Genomic DNA, 22,232 nt, shown 5'->3' with positions numbered 1-22,232 from the left:
ATGGACGGTTCATCCTCGAGAAGCCTGACGATCGCTACCCCAAGCGAGACCAACCTGACCGCCACCGTGCTCGACCTCGACCAGCGCACCCTGCTGCTGACCGCGGCCAACACCGGCAGCGGCACCAGCACCAGCGCCCTGGCCTTCGCCAGCCAACTGGCATTGATGAGCGCGGGCAACGTGCTGCTGATCGACGCCAGCCTCAGCCCCGGCGGCCTCAGCCAGCAACTGGGCCTGGGCAAGCTGCGCGGCTACAGCGACCTGCTGTTCAACCAGGACACCCCGCCGCTGGCCCAGGACTGCATCGTGCGCCTGTCCGACCAGCCGTTCGACGTGCTGCCGGTGGGCACCTGGAAACGCGGCCGCGACCGCCTCGACCACGAGCAGTTGCGCGTACTGCTGCACCAGCTGAGCAACCAGTACCGCTTCGTGGTGATCGACGGCGAAGCCATCTACGCCAGTGCCGACAGCCTGGTGATCGGCACCCTGGTCGACGGCGTGATCCTGGTGGTATGCGCCGAGGAGACCCGCTGGGAGGTCGCCCAGGCGGCCAGCCAGCGCCTGACCCAGGCCGGCGCGCGATTGATCGGCAGCGTGTTCAACAAACGCAAGTACTACATGCCCAAGTGGCTGTACGAAAATCTCTGAGAGGCCGCACAGGATGAACGCCATGAGATACCCATCGATAGCCCTGTGCGTGCTGGCCCTGGCCGGCTGCGCCAGCCAGGAAGACCGCCAGATGCCGGTGCAGATCCTCACCGCGCCACCGGCCGAGAGCCAGGCCACCGAAGTCGCCCGCCGCGAACAGGTATTGCGCCCGCAGGACGTGCTGGAGGTGATCTTCCATGTCAGCAACCGCTCGGCCGGGGTCTACCGCATCCAGTCCGGTGACACCCTGGACCTCAACTTCATGGCCGCCAGCGGTCTGAACGGCAACCAACTGGTGCAGCCTGACGGCACCATCACCCTGCCCAGCACCAACGCCGCGGTGCGCGTCGAGGGCATGACCCCCGGCGAGGCCGAGAGCGCCATCCGCCAGGCCTACCAGGACAAGCGGGTGTTCAAGCCCAACCGTGACCAGGTCACCGTGCGGGTGATCAGCCCGATGACCGACGAGGTCAACCTGAAGAACGCCCTCAACCACCCCGGCACCGGCATGAGCCGCGACATCACCGTGGGCAACGACGGCCGCGCCACTTTCCCGGAAATTGGCTCGGTGCCGCTGCAGGGCATGACCGTCAACCAGCTGCGTGACTACCTCAACGAGCGCTACGCCACACTGCCCGGGCGCATGAGCGTGGACGTACTGCTCAAGTCCACCGCCGCCAACGAGATCTACGTACTCGGTGAAGTCGGCCAACCCGGCGCCTTCCAGATCCGCCGCCCGGTATCGGTGCTCGAGGCCCTGACCCTGGCCCGCGGCCCGACCCTCAAGGCCAAGCTCGGTTCGGTGGTGATCATGCGCCGTGAAGGCAACACCGTGCACGCAGTCAACTACGACGTCGACCAGGCGCTGTCCGGCGGCAGCCAGAAGCTCGCCTACCTGCAGCCAGAGGACATGCTCTACGTGCCCAAGACCAAGCTGGCCAGCGCCGCCGAGCTGTCCCGGCAACTGGCCGACGTGGTGCTGTTCCAGGGCTTCGGTTTCAGCTTCAGCTACCGCGTCGACAACAAAGAAAGCAACGACTGACCGGGGGACGGACCATGACCACGCAACCCAAAGAAAACTATGTGCATGAGTTCTTCCGCATCTTCTTTGCCAACCGCCAGTTGGTGAAACGGGTGTTCCTGGTGTTCGCGGTGATCGCCGTGCTGTTGCCGCTGGTGCTCAAGCAGAGCTACGACATCACCGCCGAAGTCATCGTGCAGTCCAAGAAGCTTTCGCAGAGCGACACCACCTCGGCGCTCAGCCAGCAGGCCGATCAGTTCATCCCGCCGTCGCTGGCCGACATGGAGACCGAGAGCAACATCCTGCGCTCGCCGACCCTGATCCGCCAGACCATCGGCGAGCTGCGCAAGGAAGGCCATTACCCGGACGAGCCCGGCCTGCTGCGCCGTACCGTGCTCGACCCGCTGCGCCACGCGGTGCTCGACCCGCTGCACCGGCTGTTCGGCAACACCGTCGCCGATGACCGCGACACCCAGCTCGAGACCCTCACCGACCAGGCGGTCAAGGACCTCAAGGTCGAGACCCTGCCCGGCTCCAACGTGATCTCCATCACCTACGGCGCCAACGATCCGAAGCTGGGCACGCTGTTCGTCAGCCGCCTGCTGGAAAACTTCCTGACCAACCGCCAGGACCTGCAGTCCAACGAATTGCCCGAAGCGTTCTACGAGCAGAAGAAACTGCACTACCAGGCACGGCTGGGCGACCTGGAAAGCCAGCGCCTGGGGCTGCTGACCGCCATCGGCTCGTCGGACCCCAAGGAAGAGATCACCTTCCGCCTCAATGCCATCAACACCGAGGAGCAGGCGCTCAACCTGCAACGTGACCGCCAGTTGCAGAACCAGAAGTGGCTCGACTACCTGCAAAGCAGCCTGGCCGCGGCCAACAAGGCGAAGATGGCCGACTACGCCTTCCCCTACACCTTCACCACCACGGTCGACAACATCGCCTTCGAGGACCGCGAGATCAAGCAACTCGGTGAGCAACTGACCACTCAGTTGGCCCGCTACAACGGCGACGCCACGGTGTTCCAGCCGGGCTCCGACCAGATGGTCATGGCCCGCCAGCAGATCGCCCAGTTGCGCGCGCAGTTCCTCAAGATCGTCGAGAACCGCATCCGTGAGCGCCAGCAGGACCTGGCGGTGACCCAGCAGGTGATCGAGCAGAAGACCCAGCGCATCGCCGACTACAGCAAGCGCATCCTCCAGCTGCGCGAGACCCAGAGCAAGACCCGCCAGCTGGATACCGAGATCGATGCCCTGCACAAGGCCTTCTCCACCTACGCCCAGCGTTACGAGGAAAGCCGTGGCCAGGGCCTGCTCGACGGCAGCCAGTCCAACGCGCGGATCCTCAGCGCCCCCTATGAACCTACCGCGGCAAGCTTCCCGAAACCTGGCCTGATCATTCCGTTCGGCCTGATCACCGGCCTGCTGCTGGCGATCGCCGTGGTCTACGTCAGGGAGTTCTTCGACCACCGCTTCAAGCATCCGGCGCAGATCAGCCACGAGCTGGGCCTGCCGGTGCTGCTGGTGATCAACGACCAGGCCCCGGCGCTGCCCAACCCGCACAAAAGCTGGTCGCTGCCACGCCTGTGGCACTGGGTGCGCAATTGAACGCCGCGCTGCACGCCGGCCGGCCGATCCTGCACCTGCTCGGCAGTGGCGGATTCTACGGCGCCGAGCGCATGCTCCTGGACCACTGCCAGGCCACCCCCGGCCAGCATCGGGTGCTGTTCCTCGATGCCCCGGCGGAGCTGGTGGCGCGCTTTCGCGAAGCCGGTGTCGAGTGCGACACCTGCCAGGGGCTGGGGGCGGTGCTCAAGGTACTCGGCGCGCAGCGCGGGCAACGTCCGTTGGTGAACAGCCACAACTTCAAGGGCCAGCTGTTCGGCTGGATCGGCGCCACCCTGTGGCGCCTGCCGATGGTCAGTACCCAGCATGGTTTCACCCCGCGCAGCCGCAAGCAGCGCTTCTATACCTGGCTAAGCCTGCAACTGTGCCGCACGCCGACGGTGGACACGGTGGTGTGCGTGGCCGAGAGCATCGCCCGCATCCATCGCGATGCCGGCGTACCCGAGGCCAAGTTGCGGGTGATTCCCAACGGGTTGCCCGAGCACCAGGAGGTTGACCTGACCGCAGGCGTGGGAGCGGGCTTGCCCCGCGATGGCGATGCCGAACACAACAGTGAATCGCGGGGCAAGCCTGCTCCCACGTCTGCTCCTCGCCAAGGCGATAGAAAACCCTGGCTCGCCGCCTATGTCGGCCGCCTGTCGAGCGAAAAAGGCCCCGACCTGTTCCTCGACACCCTGATCCCGGTGTGCCAGCGCCACCCACAGGTCCATGCCGTGATGCTCGGCGAAGGCCCCGAGCGCGACACCCTGCAGGCCCGCATCGACGCCGCCGGCCTCACCGCGCGCATCACCCTGCCGGGCTTCCAGCGCGACATGCGCGCCTGGATGAAGCGCCTGGACGCCCTGGTCATCAGCTCGCGCACCGAAGGCACGCCGATGATCCTGCTCGAGGCCATGCAGGATGGCGTGCCGGTGGTGGCCTTCGGCGTCGGCGGCATCCCCGATGTCATCGAGCACGGTCGCAACGGCCTGCTGGCCGCGCCCATGGCCAGCACCGAGCTCGGCGCGCACCTCGAGGCCCTGCTGCAGGATCCTGCGCAGGCCACCGAGCTGGTCGCCGGCGCCCGCCGCACGCAACGCGAACGCTACCACCTGCCGACCCTGGCACAACGCTGGGCCCTGGTGTACCGGGGCACGGCCGAGGAGGTTGTCGCATGATCATTCCCCTGTCGCTGGTGGCCCTGGTGGCCCTGCTGAGCCTGGGGCTGCTGGCCAGCCCCTACCCGTACCTGGCCCCCGGCGGCGTGATCGGCCTGGCCGGCGTGCTGGTGCTGTACCGCAAGCCGGCCTGGGGCCTGCTGGCGATCGCCACCCTGGTGCCGCTGGAGGGGCTGCTCAAGGACGGCCTGGTGTCCGGCGCCAAGCTGGTGGGCATCGGCCTGGTGCTGATCCTCAGCCTGCAACTGGCGGTGCGCCAGTTGCCCGGCGAGCGCCTGCGCAGCAACCAGTGGCGCCTGCTGCTGCCGTTCATGGCCCTGTACCTGCTAAGCCTGTGGACCAGCGACGACCTGGCCCTGTCGGGCGGACACCTGCGCGAGCTGCTGGTGGGCCTGGTGGTGTTCGTCATCACCCTGCTGGTCGGCCGCGACCTCAACCTGCCGATGCTGGCCCGGCTGATCACCGTCAGCGTGTGCGTGACCTGCCTGTTCGCGATCTTCTCCACCAAGTACCAGGAGCAGGGCCGCGCCTCGGCCATGCTCGATCCCAACGCCTTCGCCCTGCTGATCACCATCGCCATGCCGCTGGGGTTGTGGCTGGCGATCAAGGCCCGGCAGATCCCGGTCAAGCTGTTCTGGGCCGGCTGCTGCCTGTTGCTGCTAGTGGGCATGACCAAGACCGAATCGCGCTCGGGGCTGGTGGTGCTGCTGATCAGCCTGGGCATGATGCTGTACAACTACCGTGAACAACTGACCTGCATCCGTCCGCGCCACCTGGGCTTCGCCATGCTCGGCCTGGCCATCGTCCTGCCCCTGGGCGTGGCCCTGATGCCGGCAGGCTACGCCGACCGCATTCAGTCGCTGATGCTGCTCAAGTCGGGGGTCAACGCGCACCAGGACGAATCGCTGGGTCGGCGCGCCTCCTACCTGGTGGTGGGCAAGGAAATGATCAGCCACAGCCCGCTGCTCGGCACCGGGCCCGGCACCTTCCCGCTGCATTACGCCGACACCGGCTTCTCCAAGGCCTTCGCCCCGGTCAACAGCAAGACCACCGACCTCTACCGCCGCGCCCACAACACCTACCTGGAGCTGTTCAGCGAGGTCGGCCTGCCGGCGGGCCTGCTGTTCGTCGGCATGATCGCCCTGGCCTTGCGCAACTTCTGGCGGGCCCGCGCCGCCTTCCGCGCCGCCGGCGACCCGGACCGCGCCGACCTGATGACCCACCTGACCATGAGCATGCTGGCCATCGGCCTGTTCCTGATGTTCCTCAGCGCCCCCAGCCACAAGTACCTGTGGCTGATGTTGGCACTGTCCAGCGTGCTGCTGGGCCAGGCCCGTGAACAACAGCCGGTGGAGGTGGCCCGATGAGCCGGGTGAGCATCGTCATCCCGATGTTCAACGAGGCCCGCCATATCGGCCGCACCCTGGATGCCGCCCGGCGCTCGGCCAGCGCGGCGGGCCTGGCCTGCGAGCTGATCGTGGTGGACAACGGCTCCAGTGACGACGGCCCGCGGATCGCCCGCGAGCACGGTGCCCAGGTGCTGAGCCTGCCCGGGGTGGCCATCGGCGCCCTGCGCAACGCCGGCGTAGCCGCCAGCCACGGCGAATGGCTGGCCTTCCTCGACGCCGACATCGAGGTGCCCGAGCACTGGCTCGACCTGCTGCTGGACCTGCAGCGCCGCGGCGAAGGCGATGTCTTCGCCCTGGACTGCGACACCCCGCGCCAAGCCCCGTGGTTCGCCCAGGCCTGGCAACGGCGTACCCTGCGCACCGGGCAGACGGTGCAGGACTGCACCTGGCTGCCCACCCCCAACCTGCTGATGCGCCGCAGCTGGTTCGACCAGATCGGCGGTTTCGACGAGCGCCTGCGCACCGGCGAAGACAAGGATTTCACCCTGCGCCTGCACGAGTCCGGCGCCCGCCTGCGGGTGCTGCGCCAGCCCGCGGTGCTGCACTGGGGCTACGAGGCCAACTGGCGCGAATGGCTGGGCAAGGAAATGTGGCGCCAGGGCAGCCACCTGCAACTGCTGCGCAGCCATGGCGTCAGCCTGCGCCTGCTGCGCTTCCCGCTGCTTTCGGTGGGGGCCTGGGTACTGGATGCCATAGCCCTGTCGGCCCTGCTCGACGGTTTCCCCCATGCGGCCCTGTTCTTCCTGCTGGTCGGCGCCCTGCCCGCGCTGTTCCTGAGCCTGCGCCAGAGCCGCCGGCACCGTGACCCGCTGCTCACCCTGCAACTCTGGGGCTTGCACTGGCTGCGCCTGCACCTGGCCGGCGCGGCGTTCATCCTCAGCCTGTTCAACCGCACCGCAAGGAGGCCCGCCCGTGGCTGAGTTCATCTTCTGGCTATGCCTGTTGCTGCCGTTGTATGCCTGGTTCGGCTATCCGCTGCTGCTGACCCTGGCCGCGCCGTTCTTCGCCCGGCGCACGCATTCGCCGTTGCCGGCGCAGCGGGTGAGCGTGGTGATCGCCGCGCACAACGAAGAGCGGCATATCGAAGCCAAGCTCGCCAGCGTGCTCGGCCAGGACTACCCGGCCGCCGAATTGCAGGTAGTGGTGGCCAGCGACGGCTCCAGCGACCGCACCGTGGCGCTGGCCCGGGCCCTGGGCGACTCACGGGTGCAGGTGCTGGACCTGCCGCGGCTGGGCAAGGCCGGGGCGCTGAACAGTGCGGTGCAGGTGTGCACGGGCGACCTGCTGGTGTTCACCGACGCCGACAACCAATGGTCGACCGATACCCTCGGCCTGCTGCTGGCGCCGTTCGCCGACGCGCAGGTCGGCGGTACCGCCGGGCACATGATCATCCCCGACCCGGGCAAGGGCCTGAGCATCGGCGACAGCCTGTACCGCCACTACGAAGCCTGGGTGCGCAAGGTGGAGAACCGCACCGGCTGCATGGTCTCGGCCGACGGTGCCCTGCTGGCCCTGCGCCGGACGCTGTATCAACCGATTCCCAAGCAGGTCAACGACGACTTTTTCATCAGCACCTGCGCCCCGGCCGCGGGGTTGCGCATCGTCTACGTGCCCGAGGCGGTGGTACTGGACCAGGGCGTGGACGAGGCCGACAAGCAGTTCCGTCGCCGCCAGCGGGTCACCGTCGGTGGCCTGTTGAGCCTGGCCGCGCGCCGCGAACTGCTCAATCCGGCTCGCCACGGCCTGTACGCCATCGCGCTGATCAGCCACAAGCTGGTCCGCCGCCTGGCCCCGGTACTGCTGTTGCCGCTGCTCTTGGCCAACCTGTGGCTGGCCATCGAACCCGGTTTCTACCGCCTGACCCTGGCCCTGCAGCTGCTCGGCTATGCCGCCGCCATCGCCGGCCTGCTCGACGCCCGCCGCCGGTTGCCACGCCCGTTCCGCCTGGCCGCCTTCGTGCTGGTCACCCTCGCCGGCATGAGCGTGGGCCTGTGGCAGTTCCTGCGCGGGCACAGCTACAGCCAATGGAACCCCGACCAGAATCGATGAGCGACGGACATGCCGATCAAGACTCAAATCAAGCAGGCCAGTGGCTGGTTCTATTTCAAGTCGCCGCGCGGGCGCGCCGAGCTGCGCGGCGCCGGGGTGATCCTCATGCTGCACCGGGTGCTGGCCGATGACGCCAGCGCCGCCCTGCCCCATCGCAACGAGCTGTGCGTTGGCCCCCGGGCCTTCGAAGGGCTGCTGCGCTGGCTGCACCGCCATTTCGACTGCGTCAGCCTCATGGACCTGCTCAAGAGCCACGAGCAGCCCCGCGGCGATACCCGCCCCAAGGTGGCCCTGACCTTCGACGACGGCTGGCGCGACAATGCCGTCAACGCCTTCCCGTTGCTGCAGCGCCACCAGGTGCCGGCGAGCATCTTCCTGTCCACCGACTACATCGGCAGCCGCCAGCGCTTCTGGTGGGAGAGCGTCGGCGAGACCCTTTGGGGCAGCCATGGCGAGGACGCCCGCCGGCAACTGATCGAACGCCTGCGCAAGCTTGGCCGGCCATTGCCGGCGGCCTACTTCATGCACGAACACAGCAAGGCCCGCAGCCTGGTGCTGGCGCGCTACCTGCAGACCCTCAAGAGCCTCAGCCCCCAGGCCCTGCATGTGCTGACCGACGCCTGCCCGCCGGAGTCGCTGCCCCAGGCCATGGACTGGCAGCAGGTGCGCGCCCTGGAGGACTCCGGCCTGGTGCGTTTCGGCCCCCACGGCGCCAGCCATGCCCTGCTGCCCTACCTGGACGATCACCGCCTCAACGAAGAGCTGCAACGCAGCCACGCCGCGCTCAACGAAGGCTGCCGCGAACCGCTGCCGGTGTACTGCTACCCCAATGGCGACCATGACGAACGCGTGCGCGCGCGGGTCGCCGCGCACCGCTACCCCTACGCCCTGAGCACCCGCCCGGGCATCTGCCAGGGCCACGACGACCCGTTGGCGCTACCGCGCATCGGCGTGAGCCAGCGCAATGCCAGCCGTCCTTCGCTGCTGGCCTGGCGCATCAGCCGCGGAGAACGCTGATGAACCGCAACAGCTACCTGCGCCACCTGGCGCTGAGCATGGGCACCAAGCTTGCGATGATCGCTCTGCGCCTGCTGCGCAACGTGCTGCTGGCGCGCATCCTCGGGCCCAGCGAGCGCGGCCTGTTCGCCCTGCTCAGCACCCTGCCCGACCTGATCAGCGCCGCCACCAGCGGCGGCCTGAACAGCGCGGTGGGCTACCAGGCGGCCAAGCAGCGCGACATGGGCCTGCTGCTGACCCAGGTGCTGGTCTACGGTTGCCTGCTGGCCGGGTTGTTGACCCTGGTCTGCGTGTTCCTGGTGCGCGAATTGGGCACCAATCTGGAAATTACCGTGCAATTGGGCCTGCTGGCCTGGCTGTTGCTGCTGGCGGTGCCGATGACCGTGCTCAAGAGCGGTCTGCTGACCCTGCACAACGCCAGCGGCGGTGTCGGCGCCTTCAACGCCCTGCGCCTGACCGAATCGCTGGCGCCGCTGCTGCTGTTTCTCGGGCTGTTCTGGATGTGGCGCGACGAGGCCCTAGAAGCCGCGCTGATCAGTTGGCTGTGCGGCATCGCCCTGGTGCTGGTGCTGGGCCTGTGGTGGCTGCGCCGCCAGCACCCGCTGGCCCTGCGCTGGGATCGCGGCGGGCAGCGCGAGCTGCTGAGCTACAGCGCCAAGAGCCACCCCGACCTATTGTTCCAGCAGGTGATCCTGCGCTCGGACTACCTGTTCATCGGCGCCATGCTCGGCAGCACCGCCCTGGGCCACTACGCCATGGCCAGCGCCGCCGCCGAACTGCTGCTGATCGTCCCCGAGGCGGTGACCACGCCGCTGATGAAACGCCTGCTGCAGCAGGACGCCGGCATGGAGCGCCTGACCCCCCTGGCGCTGCGCCTCACGGCCACGGTGATGCTCGGCGCCTGCCTGAGCATGGCGCTGATCGGCCAGTGGCTGATCGTCACCCTGTTCGGCGCTGACTACGCGCCGGCCTATCCGGCGCTGCTGGCCTTGCTGCCGGGCCTGCTCGGCCTGTGCTACGCCAGCATCCTGCGCCTGGACCTGCTGGGCAAGAACCGTCCCGGCACGGTGTCGCTGCTGATGGGCGCGGGCGCCGCGCTGAACCTGGTGCTCAACGTGGCGCTGATTCCGACCTGGGGGATCGTCGGCGCGGCGGCGGCCTCATCCATTGCCTACCTGGCAGTCACCGTGGCCATGCTGGTGCTGTATTGCCGCCTCAGCGGCGTGCCGCTGGGCCAGACCCTGATCATCCTGCCCGCCGACCTGGCGCCGCTGCGCCAGATGCTGCAACGGAGGGCGGCATGAAAGCCCTGCTGCTGTGCTCCACGCTGTTGGCGCAGACAGCGCTCGCCGCGCCCGTGCAATGGGGCGAGATCCGCGATGGCAGCCTGTACCTGCTGCCGGCCCGCGCCGACGAGCTGCGCATCCAGTGGCGTCCGGCCTGGCAGGCCGACGCCAACCCGGAGCGCCTGTACCTGCTGGATGGACAGGGCCGGCTGGCCGGCGAGCGGCGCATTGACGCCACGCAGGTGCGCGGCGAGCAGCGCTGGCCGCTGACACCGGCTGGCGGCGCCTATCGCCTGGAAGTGCCCGGCTACAGCTTTCGCGACTACCGTATACAGCACGACGCCAGCACCCGTGCACTGTTCGCTCCGTCCAAGGTGCACTTCAGCGCCGAGGTCGGGCCGGGTGTCGAGCTGTACTTCCGGGTCAAGGCCGGCGAACGGGCGGTGCTGGCCGGCAAGCACCATGGCGGCGTCCACGGGCTGTTCGCCGAACGCCTCGGCGACGGCCGCCGCGTGCAGTTGCCGCTCAAGCCCTACCGTGCCTACTGGCGCTTCGACCAGTTGCCACTGCCGGTCAGTACCCGCGACGAGACCTGGCGCCTGGGCCTGCAGGGCAGCGGCAAGGCGGCATTCTGGCTCGACGGCACCACCAATCTGTTCGCCCAGCGTACTGACGACCTGGGCGACCTGCCCCAGCAACCAGGCCAGGTGCGCCTGGCCCTGGGCAGCAAAGTACTCGGCCCCACGCCGAGGCTAGGGGTGGCCCTGCCTTATGTGCTGCCGCCGGCCTCGAGCTTTAACGCCCTGGATGCCCTGCGCCCCCAGGCCGCCGGTTTCTACAGCTTCGTCGACGTGCTGCAACGGCAACCCGACTTCGAGAACACCTGGCGCAAGCTCTACCAGGAACGTTTCGGCATCCTCCAGGACATCACCCTGCTGGCCGGCAGCGCCCGGGTCGCCGACCTGCGCAGCGACCGCACCAGCAGCGATGGCCTTGACGCCTGGCTCGAGGCGACCAAGGCCCTGGGCGGCAAAGGCACCCACTACCTGGCCTTTGCCGACGAGCCCAACCTCAACTATCGCGACTACGCCAGCTACCGCGACTTCTTCCAGGCCATGGCCAGGCGCGTGCGCGAATACCCCGGCGCCCGCGAGGCCGGCGTGCGCATCGCCATGCCGGCTTCCTCGCGCCTGCTCGGCGGCCCCTTCACCGACGATGGCAAGCAACGCCGTGGCATCGACTGGGCACGGCGCCTGCTCGCCGAACAGGGCGCGCAGATCGACGCCCTGGCCTGGCACGAATGGATGGTCCGCGACCTGCTCGCCACCCGCAGCTACCGTGACAGCGTGCGCCAGGCCGCCGAGCTGGTCGGCCTGGACGGCCAGGGCCGGCCGCGCAAGGCGCTGCTGCTGGACCAGACCAACCTGTCCAGCGGCTCGAGCCTTAGCCCCTACGAGCAGAACACCCACTACGCCGGCCTGTGGTGGACGTCGGTGGTGATCAATGCCGCCGGTGATGGCTTGCTCGACATGCTCAACTGGTTCCATGTCGCCGACGAGCCCGAATGGCCCAAGGGCATGCTGCGCGATGCCGGCGACCAGCGCTACGAACTCAAGCCGGTGGGCCTGGCCCAGCAGTTCATCCAACGCCACTGGCTGGACCAGGTGCTGGCCCTGGACAACGACGCTTTCGAGGTCGACGCCCTGGCCATGGCCCGTCAGCACCAGCGCAGCCTGTTGGGAGTGAACAAAGCCGAGCGCCTGCAACAGGTGGCGCTCACCTTGGGCGACTGCCCATCCGGCCAGCTCGAACTGTTCGGCCCCGACAACCAGAGCCGCCGCGCCAGCTTCAGCTGCGCCGATGGCCAGGTCCGTTTTCAACTGCCAGGGCAGACCGTGTTCGCCCTGACCTGGAGCGCGTCATGAGACGCATCTCGCTCAGCCATGCCCAGGAGGCACCATGACTGCATTTACCAAGATCCAGGACCGCATCAAGCGCAAGGGACTGCGTGACACCCTCGGTAGCGCCTTCCGGCACTACGTCTTCTACCATTGGGAACTGCTGTGGATGGAGCGCGACCTGGACAGCCCGGTACCGCCGCACCGGCTCAAGCCCTACGGCACCTTGCGCGTCGAAAGCATCACCGTGCATAACGTGCAGGCCTTCGCCCGCCATTTCGGCGACCGGGTCGAGACCATGCGCGAACTGGCCGCCGAGGGCCACACCGGGTTGATGTTCCTCGACGACGACAACGACGCCGTGGCGTTCATCTGGGGCAGCAACCGCCACTACCATGACCGCCACTACTACGGGTGCTGGTTCCCGGTCGGGCCAGGCGAGTTCTTCGAGTTCGGCGGCGAGCTGATCCGCAAGTACTGGGGCACCGAACTGTCGGTGGACCTGCAGCTGGCATTGTGGAAGGCCATGGCCGCCCGGGGCTGCACCAAGGTGGTGGACGTGTGCGAACAGCACAACATCCCGGCGCTCAAGCTGCACCTGCGCATGGGCTACCAGGAACAAAAACGGATCACGAACGTGTACTGCCTGTTCGGCCGCTGGAGGCTCTACCGCGAGAGCCGCTACACCACCTCGCGCCTGGAACCGCTGCGCAAGCCTGAGGTCCCGGCCTCATCGGCCTCGGCGGGCTGAATTTATGACCCTGCAGCTCAGCTGGTGCGCCTCGCTGCGCAGCGACGACTTCCCCGCCGCCGACTACGAGGCGCTGCGCAGGCGCCTGCCCGGCAGCACGCCGTTCAACCACCTCGGCTGGCTGTGCGCCGCCGAGGCCGCCCTGCTGCCCGGCCAACAGCTCGGCGTGCTGCTCGGCTACCAGGACCAACGCCTGTGCCTGTGCCTGCCCCTGGTCCGCGCCCGGGAGCCCTTCGGCCCGCTGTTCGCCCCGGTGGTGCGCCACCTGGGCTATCCGCTGAACGACCGCATCGCCCTGCTCATCGACCTGCCGGCGCTATACGCCGACCAAGTCCTGCAGGCCATCCGCAAGCACCTGCCCCATGCCCTGCTGCAACTGAACGAGGTGCCCGACAACGCCGAGCACGAAGGCTGGCTGCGCCAGTGGGCCAGTGCCAGTTCCACCTGGCAGCAGCGCCTGACCTGCCGCGTGCCGGTGCACCGCATCAACGAACAGGATCGCCAGGAGGTCAGCGGCGACCCGCGCTACAAACTGCGCCGCGCACGCAAACGGATCAAGGCCTGTGGCGCCAGCGTGCGTCGGGTCACGGCCAGCGCCGAGAACATGAGTGAGCTGCTCGACGCCATCAGCGCCGTCGAGGCCGCAAGCTGGAAAGGCGACGACGAGGTTGGTATCTTCTCCGGCCCCCTGCGCCGCCAGTGGATGTACCAAGCCTTCACCGCGCTGGCTGGCGAAGGCCTGGTTTGCCTGGTGCTGCTGGAGCTGGACGGGCGCTGCATCAGCTACCGCCTGGGCCTGGTGGAGCGCGGCCGGGTCTACGACTACAACCTCGCCTTCATGCCCGAACACCGTGACTTGGGCAGCGGCCGCGTGCTGCTGGAGGAGTGGATCCACTGGGGCCTGGACGCGGACTGGAAATGGATCGACGCCTCGCGGGTCAGCCTGGACAACTCCAGCCACCAGCTACACGAACGCATGACCGGCCAGCTCGAACAGTGGCGCCTGAGCAGCTACAGCTGGCGGCCCGACGGCGTGCTGCTGGGCCTGGCGCAGCGCTGCTGGCGCTGGCTCAAGCCGCGCCTGCGCAGACGCTCGCCGCGCTACGAAGCCGATGTTGTCGCCCCCACCCCGCCACAGGAGCGCCCGGATGCCATCCCAGGTCATAGTCAACGCTGACGATTTCGGCCTCAGTGCCCACACCAACGCGGTCATCCTGCACGCCTTCCAGGCCGGGCTGATCAGCTCGGCCACGGCCATGGCCAACATGCCAGCCTTTGCCGCCGCCTGCGCGCTGGCCCAGCAGCCACTGCTCAAGGGGCGTATCGGGCTGCACTTCAACCTCACCTACGGCCGGCCGCTGAGCCAGGCGATCCTTGCCGAGCCACGCTTCTGCACGCCCCACGGCGAGTTCGACCTGCGCCTGAAGCAACGCACCCTGCGTCTGTCGCGCCGGGAACGTGCCGCGGTGGAAGCGGAACTCGAGGCCCAGTGGAAACACTGCCTGGACCATGGCCTGATGCCCAGTCACCTGGACTCGCACCAGCACGTGCACAACATCTGGCCGGTGGGCACCGTCGTCGCCCGCTTCGCCCGCGACCAGGGCGTGCCGGTACGCTTGGCGCGCAACCTCGGGCACAACATCGGACCGGCCAAGCGTGCGTTCAAGACCCTGCTCAACTGGCGCCTGCGTCAGCTCGCCGGGAGCACCGCCGACTTCGTCTGCACCCCGGCCGACCTCAAGGCCGGCCTGGCCCCCGCGCATGGCGTGCTGGAGCTGGTGGCCCACCCCAGCGCGCTGGGCGGGCATGACTTCGGCGATGCCTACCTGGCCAGCGGCGAGTCGCTGCTGGCACTGGTCGAGCAGCGCCTGGGGCAGGTGCCACGGGTGGGGTATGCGAGCCTGGGCGTAGACGAAGCAAGCTAACGCCCCGGTGGGCGATGCCGCCGTTCGTGGTTGTCGGCCAGCCAGCGGCGCAGCGCCTCGGCCGGCATCGGCCGCCCGAGCAGGAAGCCCTGGCCCTGGTCGCAACCGGCATGGCGCAGGAAATCGTATTGCTCCTGGGTTTCGATGCCTTCGGCGGTGATGCGAAAACCCAGGGCATGGCCCAGGTCGATGATCGCCCTGGCGATGGCCACCGCGTCGTCGTCCCCGGGCAGATCCTTGATGAAGGCACGGTCGATCTTCAGATGATCGATCGGCAGCGTGCGCAGATAGGCCAGCGACGAATAGCCCGTGCCGAAGTCGTCCACCGCCGTGGCCACGCCCATGGCCTGCAACTGCGCCAGCACCGCGCAGGCCTGCTGCTGGCTTTCCATCAGCAGGCTCTCGGTGATCTCCACCTCCAGCAGGTTGGCCGGCAGGCCATGGCGTTCCAGTGCCGAGGCCAGGCTGGTGACATAGTCGCTGCGTTCGATCTGCAGGGCTGCGACGTTGATCGCCAACGGTCCGGGCAGGCCATCGCCGGCACGCCATTCGGCCAGCTGCGCGCAGGCCAGCTCCAGCACCCGCTCACCGAGCGGAATGATCAGCCCGGTGCGCTCGGCCAGGGGTATGAACTCCCCTGGCGAGACCAGGCCATGCTCAGGGTCACGCCAGCGCAGCAGGGCCTCGACGCCCTCCAGTTGGCCGCTGAACAGATCGACCTTGGGCTGGTACCACAGCTCGAATTCGTTGTGTTCCAGGGCCCGGCGCAAGTTGCGCTCCAGCTCCAGGCGCTGCTGCAGGCGCTCGGTCATGTCCGGGTGATAGGGACGCCAGGCATCGCGCCCGGCTTCCTTGGCCACGTACATGGCAGTGTCGGCATGGCGCAACAGGCTGTCGGCGTCCTCGCCATGCTGCGGACACCAGGCCAGGCCGATGCTGCCGGTGACCAGGGCGGCATTGCCGTTCAGGTCGAACGGCCGCTGCAGGCAGCGCAGCAAGGCACGGACCTGGTGGTTCACCTGGCCCTGGGCACCTTGCAGCATGAACACGAACTCGTCACCGCCCAGACGGCAGAGGCGGTCCTGGCTGTCCAGCTCCTGCAAGAAGCGCGCGGTCGCCTGCTGCAGCAACAGGTCGCCCATCGGATGGCCGAGGCTGTCATTGACCTGCTTGAAGCCGTCGATATCGAGCACCAGCACCGCCAGCCCATGCCCCTGCAGGATCGCCGTACCCAACTGCTGCTGGAACAAAATCCGGTTAGGCAGCCCGGTGATGGTGTCGTAGTGGGCCAGGCGCTCGAGCTGGGCCTGGTAGCGCTGCAGCTCGCGGTTGCGCTGTTCGAGCAACCGCTGCTTGCGGTTGAGCTGGGCGACGAACAGGCTGAACAGCCCCGTGCAGCTCAGGGCGAACAGGAACAGCGGCGAGCCGAACAGGTCCAGCCCCGACCAGCCGCCCCGAGGCACGGCCACCAATTGCCAGGCACCGCCCGGCACCGCCACGGTCATCATCACCTGCGGCGCCTCGAACAACCGTGGATCGCCCCAGATCAGCGCACCTTCGGCGCCCTTGCCGTCGCTGCCACGCACGGCCAGCTCGAACTCGGTGTCCAGGCGCAGCCCCGCGGACAGCAGCAGGCGGTCGATATCGGCGACGATCGACACATTGCCCCAATAAAACCGCACACCCCGCTTGCCGGTGACGAACACCGGGCGCCGGTAGATCAACGCCCGACCGCCCTGGTACAGCTGCAGGGGACCGGCCAGCACCGGCTGGGCATGGTCGCGGGCCGATCGCACCAGCGGGAACTGGTCCGGCAGCTGGCGGTAATCCAGCCCGATCAGCCGCTCGTTGCCCGCCATCGGGTAAACATCTCGGATGACATCCCCCGGGGCCAGGGCGATATGACGCATGTAGGGCACAGCGCGCAGGGCATCACGGGCCATGCCGTGGAAGTGCGCCTCACTGATGCCGCCATCGGCGGTGATCAGCTGGGCGATACCCTCGGCTTGGCCAAACGCCGCGCCCAGCTGGGCTTCCAGCGCGCCACGCAGGCCCGCCAGCCGGGCGGCGAGGTTGCCCAGCTGCTCAGTGCGCTCGCGCTGTGCATCCAGATGCCCCAGGGCGACCGAGAGGCCGATCCCCACCAGGGCGAGGCCGACCGGCAGCAGGCGATTGAGCGATTGGCGCAACGTCCCTACTGGCGCTGGCGTGGGTTCTTGAGAGTGCTGGGGAGTGATCATAGGCAGGCGATGGCAGTCGATTACGCATTTATCGGCGCTGCGCGGCCAATATTGAGGTTCGTTTTGCCGGTACAACCATGTACCACCGGCAGCTCCGTCACGGCTGCTCTGATGTGCGCTTTGCAAGGAGCCACAGATGACAGCGAATATCCCCCACTCACACCATGCCCTTGTGCAACGCCAGCTGCCCGTCTGGGCCCGGGAGGCCAGCGCAGGGCACTGGCAGCAACTGAGCGACGCCATCCTGCCGGCGCAGGGCCTGCCCGGCGCCGAGGCGGCCTGGTTCGCCAATGCCGCGCCGCACCTGCGCGAAGCGGTCCAGACCAGCCAGGTACGCCTGATGCGGGCGCAACGCGCGATGGCACGGCACCTGCGCGGTTTAAAGAACATCAACGAATTCGCCGAGCCCCTGCTCACCGAACGCTTGCGCACGCAACACGGACTCAGTGCGCCACTGCGTAGTACATCACTGGTCTGGGTGAAGCACCTCTACAGCTTCCAGGTCTACCTCACCCACCACGAACACCGCAGCCTGCTCGAAGCCGCCTTGCACAATTTCAGCGACACCGTGACCTTCAGCCGCGACAGCGCCCTCGCCCTGGACAGCGACTGGCATGTCAGCCAGACCGTGATCACGGGCAAGACGACCCTGGGCGACAGCGAGACCGAAGTCGACATCGACCTGCCTTCGGAGCAGATCCGCATCAAGCCCCTGGCACTGACACCCGAAGTGTTCGCCAGAACCTGTCGCGATTTGGACCTCGGGCAGGCTTACCAGGATCACCTCGATACCGCCTTCGCCGCGTCCGGCGTGCGCCCGGCGGCGCTGCGCGTTCACCAGGACAGCCTGCGTCTGGCGGCTGACCTGGCGCGAGTCCGCAACCGCCTCAGTGGTGCGGGATGGGATGCGCTGCAGACCTTGCCGGAAAATGGCGAAGCATTGCCCTGCAGCCAACTGAGCCTGTTCGGCATCACCCTGCACGAGGCGACCCTGATCGATACCGGTACTTCAGGCATCGTGTTGTACCTGCCGGGACAGACAGACAGCCTGCGCGCCTTCGACAACCTCGAAGCGCTGCATAGCCAGTTGCGCAGCGACTTGCAGCAGGAGCCGTTTCGCCAGGGTTTCATGGTTTATGTGCCAAGCGAGCAGCAGGGCCAGTTCGCCAGCCGCCTGCGCCAGAATGCCGGTGGCGACCTGCATTTGCGCCCCCTGCCCATCGCCGCAGACCTGTTCGACTTCCTCCACGACGACCACGTGGCACGCCTGAAGCACGAAGCCCGGCAACTGGCCGTGCCTACCGCGCAGGCCGACGAACAGGCGCTCAAGACGCGCAAGGCCCTCTGGGCCAGCGCCGGTCTCGACATGCTGATGATTGCCGGCATGTTCGTCCCCGCCTTGGGCACGGTCATGACCGCGGTGATTGCCTACCAACTGCTCGATGAAGCCTACGAAGGTTATGAGTCCTGGCAGGTCGGTGACCGCGCGCAGGCCATGGCCCACCTCAGGTCGGTAGGCCTGAACCTGGCGCTGATCGGCGGGCTGCATCTGGCCGGCAAGGCCATGTCACGCCTCGCCAGCAGTTCACTGATGGAAAGCCTCGAACCCGTCACCCTCGAAGACGGCAGCCAGCGCCTGCGACGCGTCGATCAGCGTGACGAGAGCATCCTGAAGAACGCCCTGAAGGGGCTGTATCTCCCCGAGCAAGCCAGCCTGCTGAGCGAGCGCCTGATCATCAACGCGATGCCACAGCTGCCTGGTTGGCCGGAGCAACTGCGCCTGGAACTGCGGGCCGCGTCCCCCCAAGGCCCGCTGTTGCTTGTCGCCGGTGGCCAGGACACCAGTCGTGTCTGTACCGTGCTCAAGTCAGCCGAGGGCTACGAAGCCTACCTTGGCGAACGACCAGCCCCTCTACAACAAGACCACGATCTCTGCCGTGCGGTCGTGCAAGCGCTGTCTCCCAACGACCGTGCAGCCCTGGGTCTGACGAGCACCAATGGCGATGGGTTGCGCCAACAGATCAACGACCTGGCCCGCTCGGACCCTGCCATGGTCCGAAGTCTACTGACAGACTCGGCGCCAGGTTGGGGCAACCGCGGCCAGTTGCGCGGCGGCATGGACGAGCCTGCGCCACCCGCTCGGCGTATCGATGTCGGCACGTTCTGGCGCCGCTACCGAGCGCTCTACCCCGAGTCCGCCGATTTCCAGGTCAACGAGCAACTGAGTCAATGGTTCGAGGCTGGCCTGGATCCCATGCAGCAACTCACCGAACTGGAGCAGCAACTGCTGGCGTTCCGTGCCCGGGTACGTGCCTGGGCAGGTGAGAGTCCGCTGCGCCAGGCTGCCGCGCGCAGGCTGATGAGCAACTGGCAACGGATATCGGAATACTCGCAGGAAGAAGGCCAGCTCATCCACATGATCAACCTGGCCGACCTGGGCCTGACCAACGATGACCTCGCCTCGCTGGCGCTGCCTGACCGCTTCACCCATATCCAGCGGATCGACCTGGCCGCGAACCCCGCCTTGAGCGAACTGCCCGCAGAGTTCCTCGAACGGTTTCCCCAGTTGCAACGCCTGCACCTGACAAACTGCGGCTTCGAGCAGATCCCTGCGGTCGCCATGCCACACACATTGGAATGGCTTGATATGCAAGGCAACAGCATCCTCTGGAACGACGCCAACCAGGTTGCTCTGGATCGCCTCGACAATCTTCGCCTGCTGGACCTGTCGCACAATCCACTGGCCCGCAGTCCTGACCTGAGCCGGCAGAATGCGCTGGACATGCTCAACCTCAACAGTTGCGAGCTCACCGACTGGCCCCCCGGTATCCGTAGCGATGACGATTGGCGCCCCGTCGTGTTCGATCTACGGGACAACCGCTTTACCCAGTTGCCGGACAACCTGCAATTGTCTCGGATCGCGGCCCAGGCGCTGTGGCTGGAGAGCGCCGAACTCAGCGAACGCGTCACCCAGCAGATCCAATCCTACTACGAGCGAAATAACATCGATCTGCTGGTGGCCGACGCCGATTATGAAGAGATGCTGGCAGACACCGATGTCGACGACTGGACTATCTGGAACGATCTGCCCCTGCAGTATCGTCGTGAACTGCGTGGACTGCAGGACTTGCCGGACTACACTCAGCCGCGGCTGTGGCGGCGCCTGCGCACGTTCGCCGACCCGCGGGCCATGGATTATGGCTTGTCGATCGGCGCGATGAGGCTGCTGGACGACGAGGTGTTCCCGCCGCCTTTCGAGGAATGACCGCCAGCGGCTGCGCCAGGCTGGCAATTTTCAGCCGGTCGGCGCATGCTCGCAAGCTGAAGCGTTTCATCATCCGGATTTGAGAGGTGCAGTACCCATGGACCGTCTGCTCGATTCGCTGTTTCCCGCCCCCGAGGACATCCCCGAAGCCTGGCGCCTGGGCGCGCCGCTGGAGCAACGCGACTACCTGGTGGGTGGCGAGCTGCGCCGCTGGGACGGCCCGCTGGCCACCGTGCGCAGTCCGGTATGGCTCAAGGAAGGCGACAGCAAACGCCAGGTGATCCTCGGCAGCGCCCCGCTGCTGGATGCCGACACCGCGCTCACCGCCCTCGACGCGGCTGTGGCCGCCTACGACAAGGGCCGCGGCGCCTGGCCGAACATGCGCGTGGCCGAGCGCATTCAGCATGTCGAAGCCTTCCTGGCGCGCATGCGCGAGCAGCGCGCGGCGGTGGTCAAGCTGCTGATGTGGGAGATCGGCAAGAACCTCAAGGACTCGGAGAAGGAGTTCGACCGCACCTGCGACTACATCGTCGACACCATCGACGCGCTCAAGGACCTCGACCGCCGCTCCAGCCGCTTCGAGCTCGAACAGGGCACCCTGGGGCAGATCCGCCGGGCGCCGCTGGGCGTGGCGCTGTGCATGGGCCCGTACAACTACCCGCTCAACGAGACCTTCACCACGCTGATCCCGGCGCTGATCATGGGCAACACCGTGGTGTTCAAGCCGGCCAAGTTCGGCGTGCTGCTGATCCGTCCGTTGCTCGAGGCCTTCCGCGACAGCTTCCCGCCGGGGGTGATCAACGTCATCTACGGGCGCGGCCGCGAAACCGTCAGCGCGTTGATGGCCAGCGGCAAGGTCGACGTGTTCGCCTTCATCGGCACCCACAAGGCCGCCAGCGACCTGAAGAAACTCCACCCGCGCCCGCACCGCCTGCGCGCGGCCCTGGGCCTGGACGCCAAGAACCCCGGCATCGTCCTGCCCCAGGTCGACCTGGACAACGCCGTCGAGGAGGCCGTTACTGGCGCCCTGTCGTTCAACGGCCAGCGCTGCACGGCGTTGAAGATCCTCTTCGTGCACGAGGACGTGGTCGATGCCTTCCTCGACAAGTTCCAGCGCAAGCTCGCCGCACTCAAACCGGGCATGCCCTGGGAGCCGGGCGTTGCACTGACGCCGCTGCCGGAACCGGGCAAGGTCGACTACCTCGACGGCCTGGTGGCGGACGCCACCGCCAAGGGCGCGCGAGTGCTCAACGAAGGCGGCGGGCAGAGTCGAGGTTCGTTCTTCTACCCCGCCCTGCTCTACCCGGTCAGCCAGGACATGCGTGTCTACCACGAGGAACAGTTCGGCCCGGTGGTGCCGGTGGTGCCCTACCGCGACCTGCAGACGGTGATCGACTACGTGCTCGACTCCGACTACGGCCAGCAACTGAGCCTGTTCGGCAACGACCCCGAGACCGTCGGCGCCCTGGTCGACACCTTCGCCAACCAGGTCGGCCGGATCAACCTCAACGCCCAGTGCCAGCGCGGGCCGGACACCTATCCGTTCAACGGCCGCAAGAACAGCGCCGAGGGGACCTTGTCGGTGCATGATGCGCTGCGGGTGTTTTCCATCCGTACCCTGGTGGCGACCAAGTTCCAGGAAGCGAACAAGGAGCTGATCAGCGAGATCATCCGTAACCGGCAGTCGAGCTTTCTGACGACTGATTACATTTTCTAAAGTTTCACGCACTTCCCTGAGCGGCCTTGTGTCGCGAAAGGGCTGCGTAGCAGCCCCGGCGATTGATGCATCAACATCAAATCCTGGGGCCGCTACGCGCCCCTTTCGCGACACAAGGCCGCTCCTACACCGACCGCAACAGCCACAAAACAGGTTTTTTATAGACAATCGATATAACTCGACTGTCGATTTTCCATCCGCCTAGACGACTCTAATCACCA

The 22,232-nt window shown here is 67.2% G+C and carries 16 protein-coding genes; 15 read left to right on the top strand and 1 reads right to left on the bottom strand.

All coding sequences use genetic code 11. The features are described from left to right. From AC25MA_RS07385 to AC25MA_RS07325, 13 genes are read left to right on the top strand one after another with little or no spacing between them, the layout of a single operon-like run. Positions 1 to 648: a CpsD/CapB family tyrosine-protein kinase gene (locus AC25MA_RS07385; protein ID WP_028689476.1), complete on the top strand. Its 648-nt coding sequence runs from the start codon at positions 1 to 3 to the stop codon at positions 646 to 648. Positions 649 to 670: 22 nt separating this feature from the next. After that, entirely contained in the window at positions 671 to 1,690 is a 1,020-nt protein-coding gene (locus AC25MA_RS07380; protein ID WP_028689475.1) for a polysaccharide biosynthesis/export family protein, read from the top strand. 14 nt (positions 1,691 to 1,704) lie between these two features. After that, positions 1,705 to 3,279, top strand: coding sequence for a GumC family protein (locus AC25MA_RS07375; RefSeq protein WP_486971907.1), 1,575 nt, complete (start codon positions 1,705 to 1,707; stop codon positions 3,277 to 3,279). Next, complete coding sequence (locus AC25MA_RS07370; protein ID WP_028689473.1) at positions 3,276 to 4,454, top strand: glycosyltransferase family 4 protein; 1,179 nt, start codon at positions 3,276 to 3,278, stop codon at positions 4,452 to 4,454. Before AC25MA_RS07375 ends, AC25MA_RS07370 begins: the two co-directional genes overlap by 4 nt. Then, positions 4,451 to 5,821, top strand: a complete 1,371-nt coding sequence (locus AC25MA_RS07365; RefSeq protein WP_247284461.1) for an O-antigen ligase family protein — start codon at positions 4,451 to 4,453, stop codon at positions 5,819 to 5,821. The genes AC25MA_RS07370 and AC25MA_RS07365 overlap by 4 nt, the downstream gene beginning before the upstream one ends. Continuing rightward, the gene (locus AC25MA_RS07360; protein WP_486971906.1) at positions 5,818 to 6,783 is read left to right on the top strand and encodes a glycosyltransferase family 2 protein; all 966 of its coding nucleotides are present in this window, start codon (positions 5,818 to 5,820) and stop codon (positions 6,781 to 6,783) included. The genes AC25MA_RS07365 and AC25MA_RS07360 overlap by 4 nt, the downstream gene beginning before the upstream one ends. After that, the gene (locus AC25MA_RS07355) at positions 6,776 to 7,912 is read left to right on the top strand and encodes a glycosyltransferase family 2 protein (protein WP_028689470.1); all 1,137 of its coding nucleotides are present in this window, start codon (positions 6,776 to 6,778) and stop codon (positions 7,910 to 7,912) included. Before AC25MA_RS07360 ends, AC25MA_RS07355 begins: the two co-directional genes overlap by 8 nt. Before the next feature lie 9 nt (positions 7,913 to 7,921). Beyond that, positions 7,922 to 8,929, top strand: coding sequence for a polysaccharide deacetylase family protein (locus AC25MA_RS07350; RefSeq protein WP_028689469.1), 1,008 nt, complete (start codon positions 7,922 to 7,924; stop codon positions 8,927 to 8,929). Then, positions 8,929 to 10,233 carry an oligosaccharide flippase family protein gene (locus AC25MA_RS07345; protein ID WP_062361780.1) on the top strand — a complete coding sequence of 435 codons (1,305 nt, stop codon included), beginning with the start codon at positions 8,929 to 8,931 and terminating at the stop codon, positions 10,231 to 10,233. The genes AC25MA_RS07350 and AC25MA_RS07345 overlap by 1 nt, the downstream gene beginning before the upstream one ends. Further along, complete coding sequence (locus tag AC25MA_RS07340; protein WP_247284460.1) at positions 10,230 to 12,140, top strand: hypothetical protein; 1,911 nt, start codon at positions 10,230 to 10,232, stop codon at positions 12,138 to 12,140. The genes AC25MA_RS07345 and AC25MA_RS07340 overlap by 4 nt, the downstream gene beginning before the upstream one ends. A 34-nt stretch (positions 12,141 to 12,174) precedes the next feature. Further along, on the top strand, positions 12,175 to 12,864 hold the full coding sequence (locus AC25MA_RS07335; protein WP_486971905.1) for a GNAT family N-acetyltransferase: 690 nt from the start codon (positions 12,175 to 12,177) through the stop codon (positions 12,862 to 12,864). Between the two features lie 4 nt (positions 12,865 to 12,868). Next, a complete protein-coding gene (locus AC25MA_RS07330) occupies positions 12,869 to 14,041 on the top strand; it encodes a GNAT family N-acetyltransferase (RefSeq protein WP_028689465.1) in 1,173 nt (390 codons plus the stop codon). Next, a complete protein-coding gene (locus AC25MA_RS07325; protein ID WP_028689464.1) occupies positions 14,013 to 14,789 on the top strand; it encodes a ChbG/HpnK family deacetylase in 777 nt (258 codons plus the stop codon). The genes AC25MA_RS07330 and AC25MA_RS07325 overlap by 29 nt, the downstream gene beginning before the upstream one ends. Here the strand turns inward: AC25MA_RS07325 and AC25MA_RS07320 are convergent. After that, on the bottom strand, positions 14,786 to 17,029 hold the full coding sequence (locus tag AC25MA_RS07320) for a putative bifunctional diguanylate cyclase/phosphodiesterase (protein WP_425049157.1): 2,244 nt from the start codon (positions 17,027 to 17,029) through the stop codon (positions 14,786 to 14,788). The genes AC25MA_RS07325 and AC25MA_RS07320 overlap by 4 nt on opposite strands. A 136-nt stretch (positions 17,030 to 17,165) precedes the next feature. On the opposite strand from AC25MA_RS07320, the gene AC25MA_RS07315 reads away from it, so the two are divergent. Both AC25MA_RS07315 and AC25MA_RS07310 read left to right on the top strand, forming a co-directional pair. Continuing rightward, complete coding sequence (locus tag AC25MA_RS07315; RefSeq protein ID WP_280093143.1) at positions 17,166 to 20,294, top strand: dermonecrotic toxin domain-containing protein; 3,129 nt, start codon at positions 17,166 to 17,168, stop codon at positions 20,292 to 20,294. Between the two features lie 97 nt (positions 20,295 to 20,391). Beyond that, on the top strand, positions 20,392 to 22,011 hold the full coding sequence (locus AC25MA_RS07310) for an NADP-dependent glyceraldehyde-3-phosphate dehydrogenase (RefSeq protein ID WP_028689461.1): 1,620 nt from the start codon (positions 20,392 to 20,394) through the stop codon (positions 22,009 to 22,011). Positions 22,012 to 22,232: the final 221 nt, after the last annotated feature.

Source organism: Pseudomonas sp. P65(2024), assembly GCF_057480955.1.
This window is presented reverse-complemented; position numbering and strand designations above follow the sequence as displayed.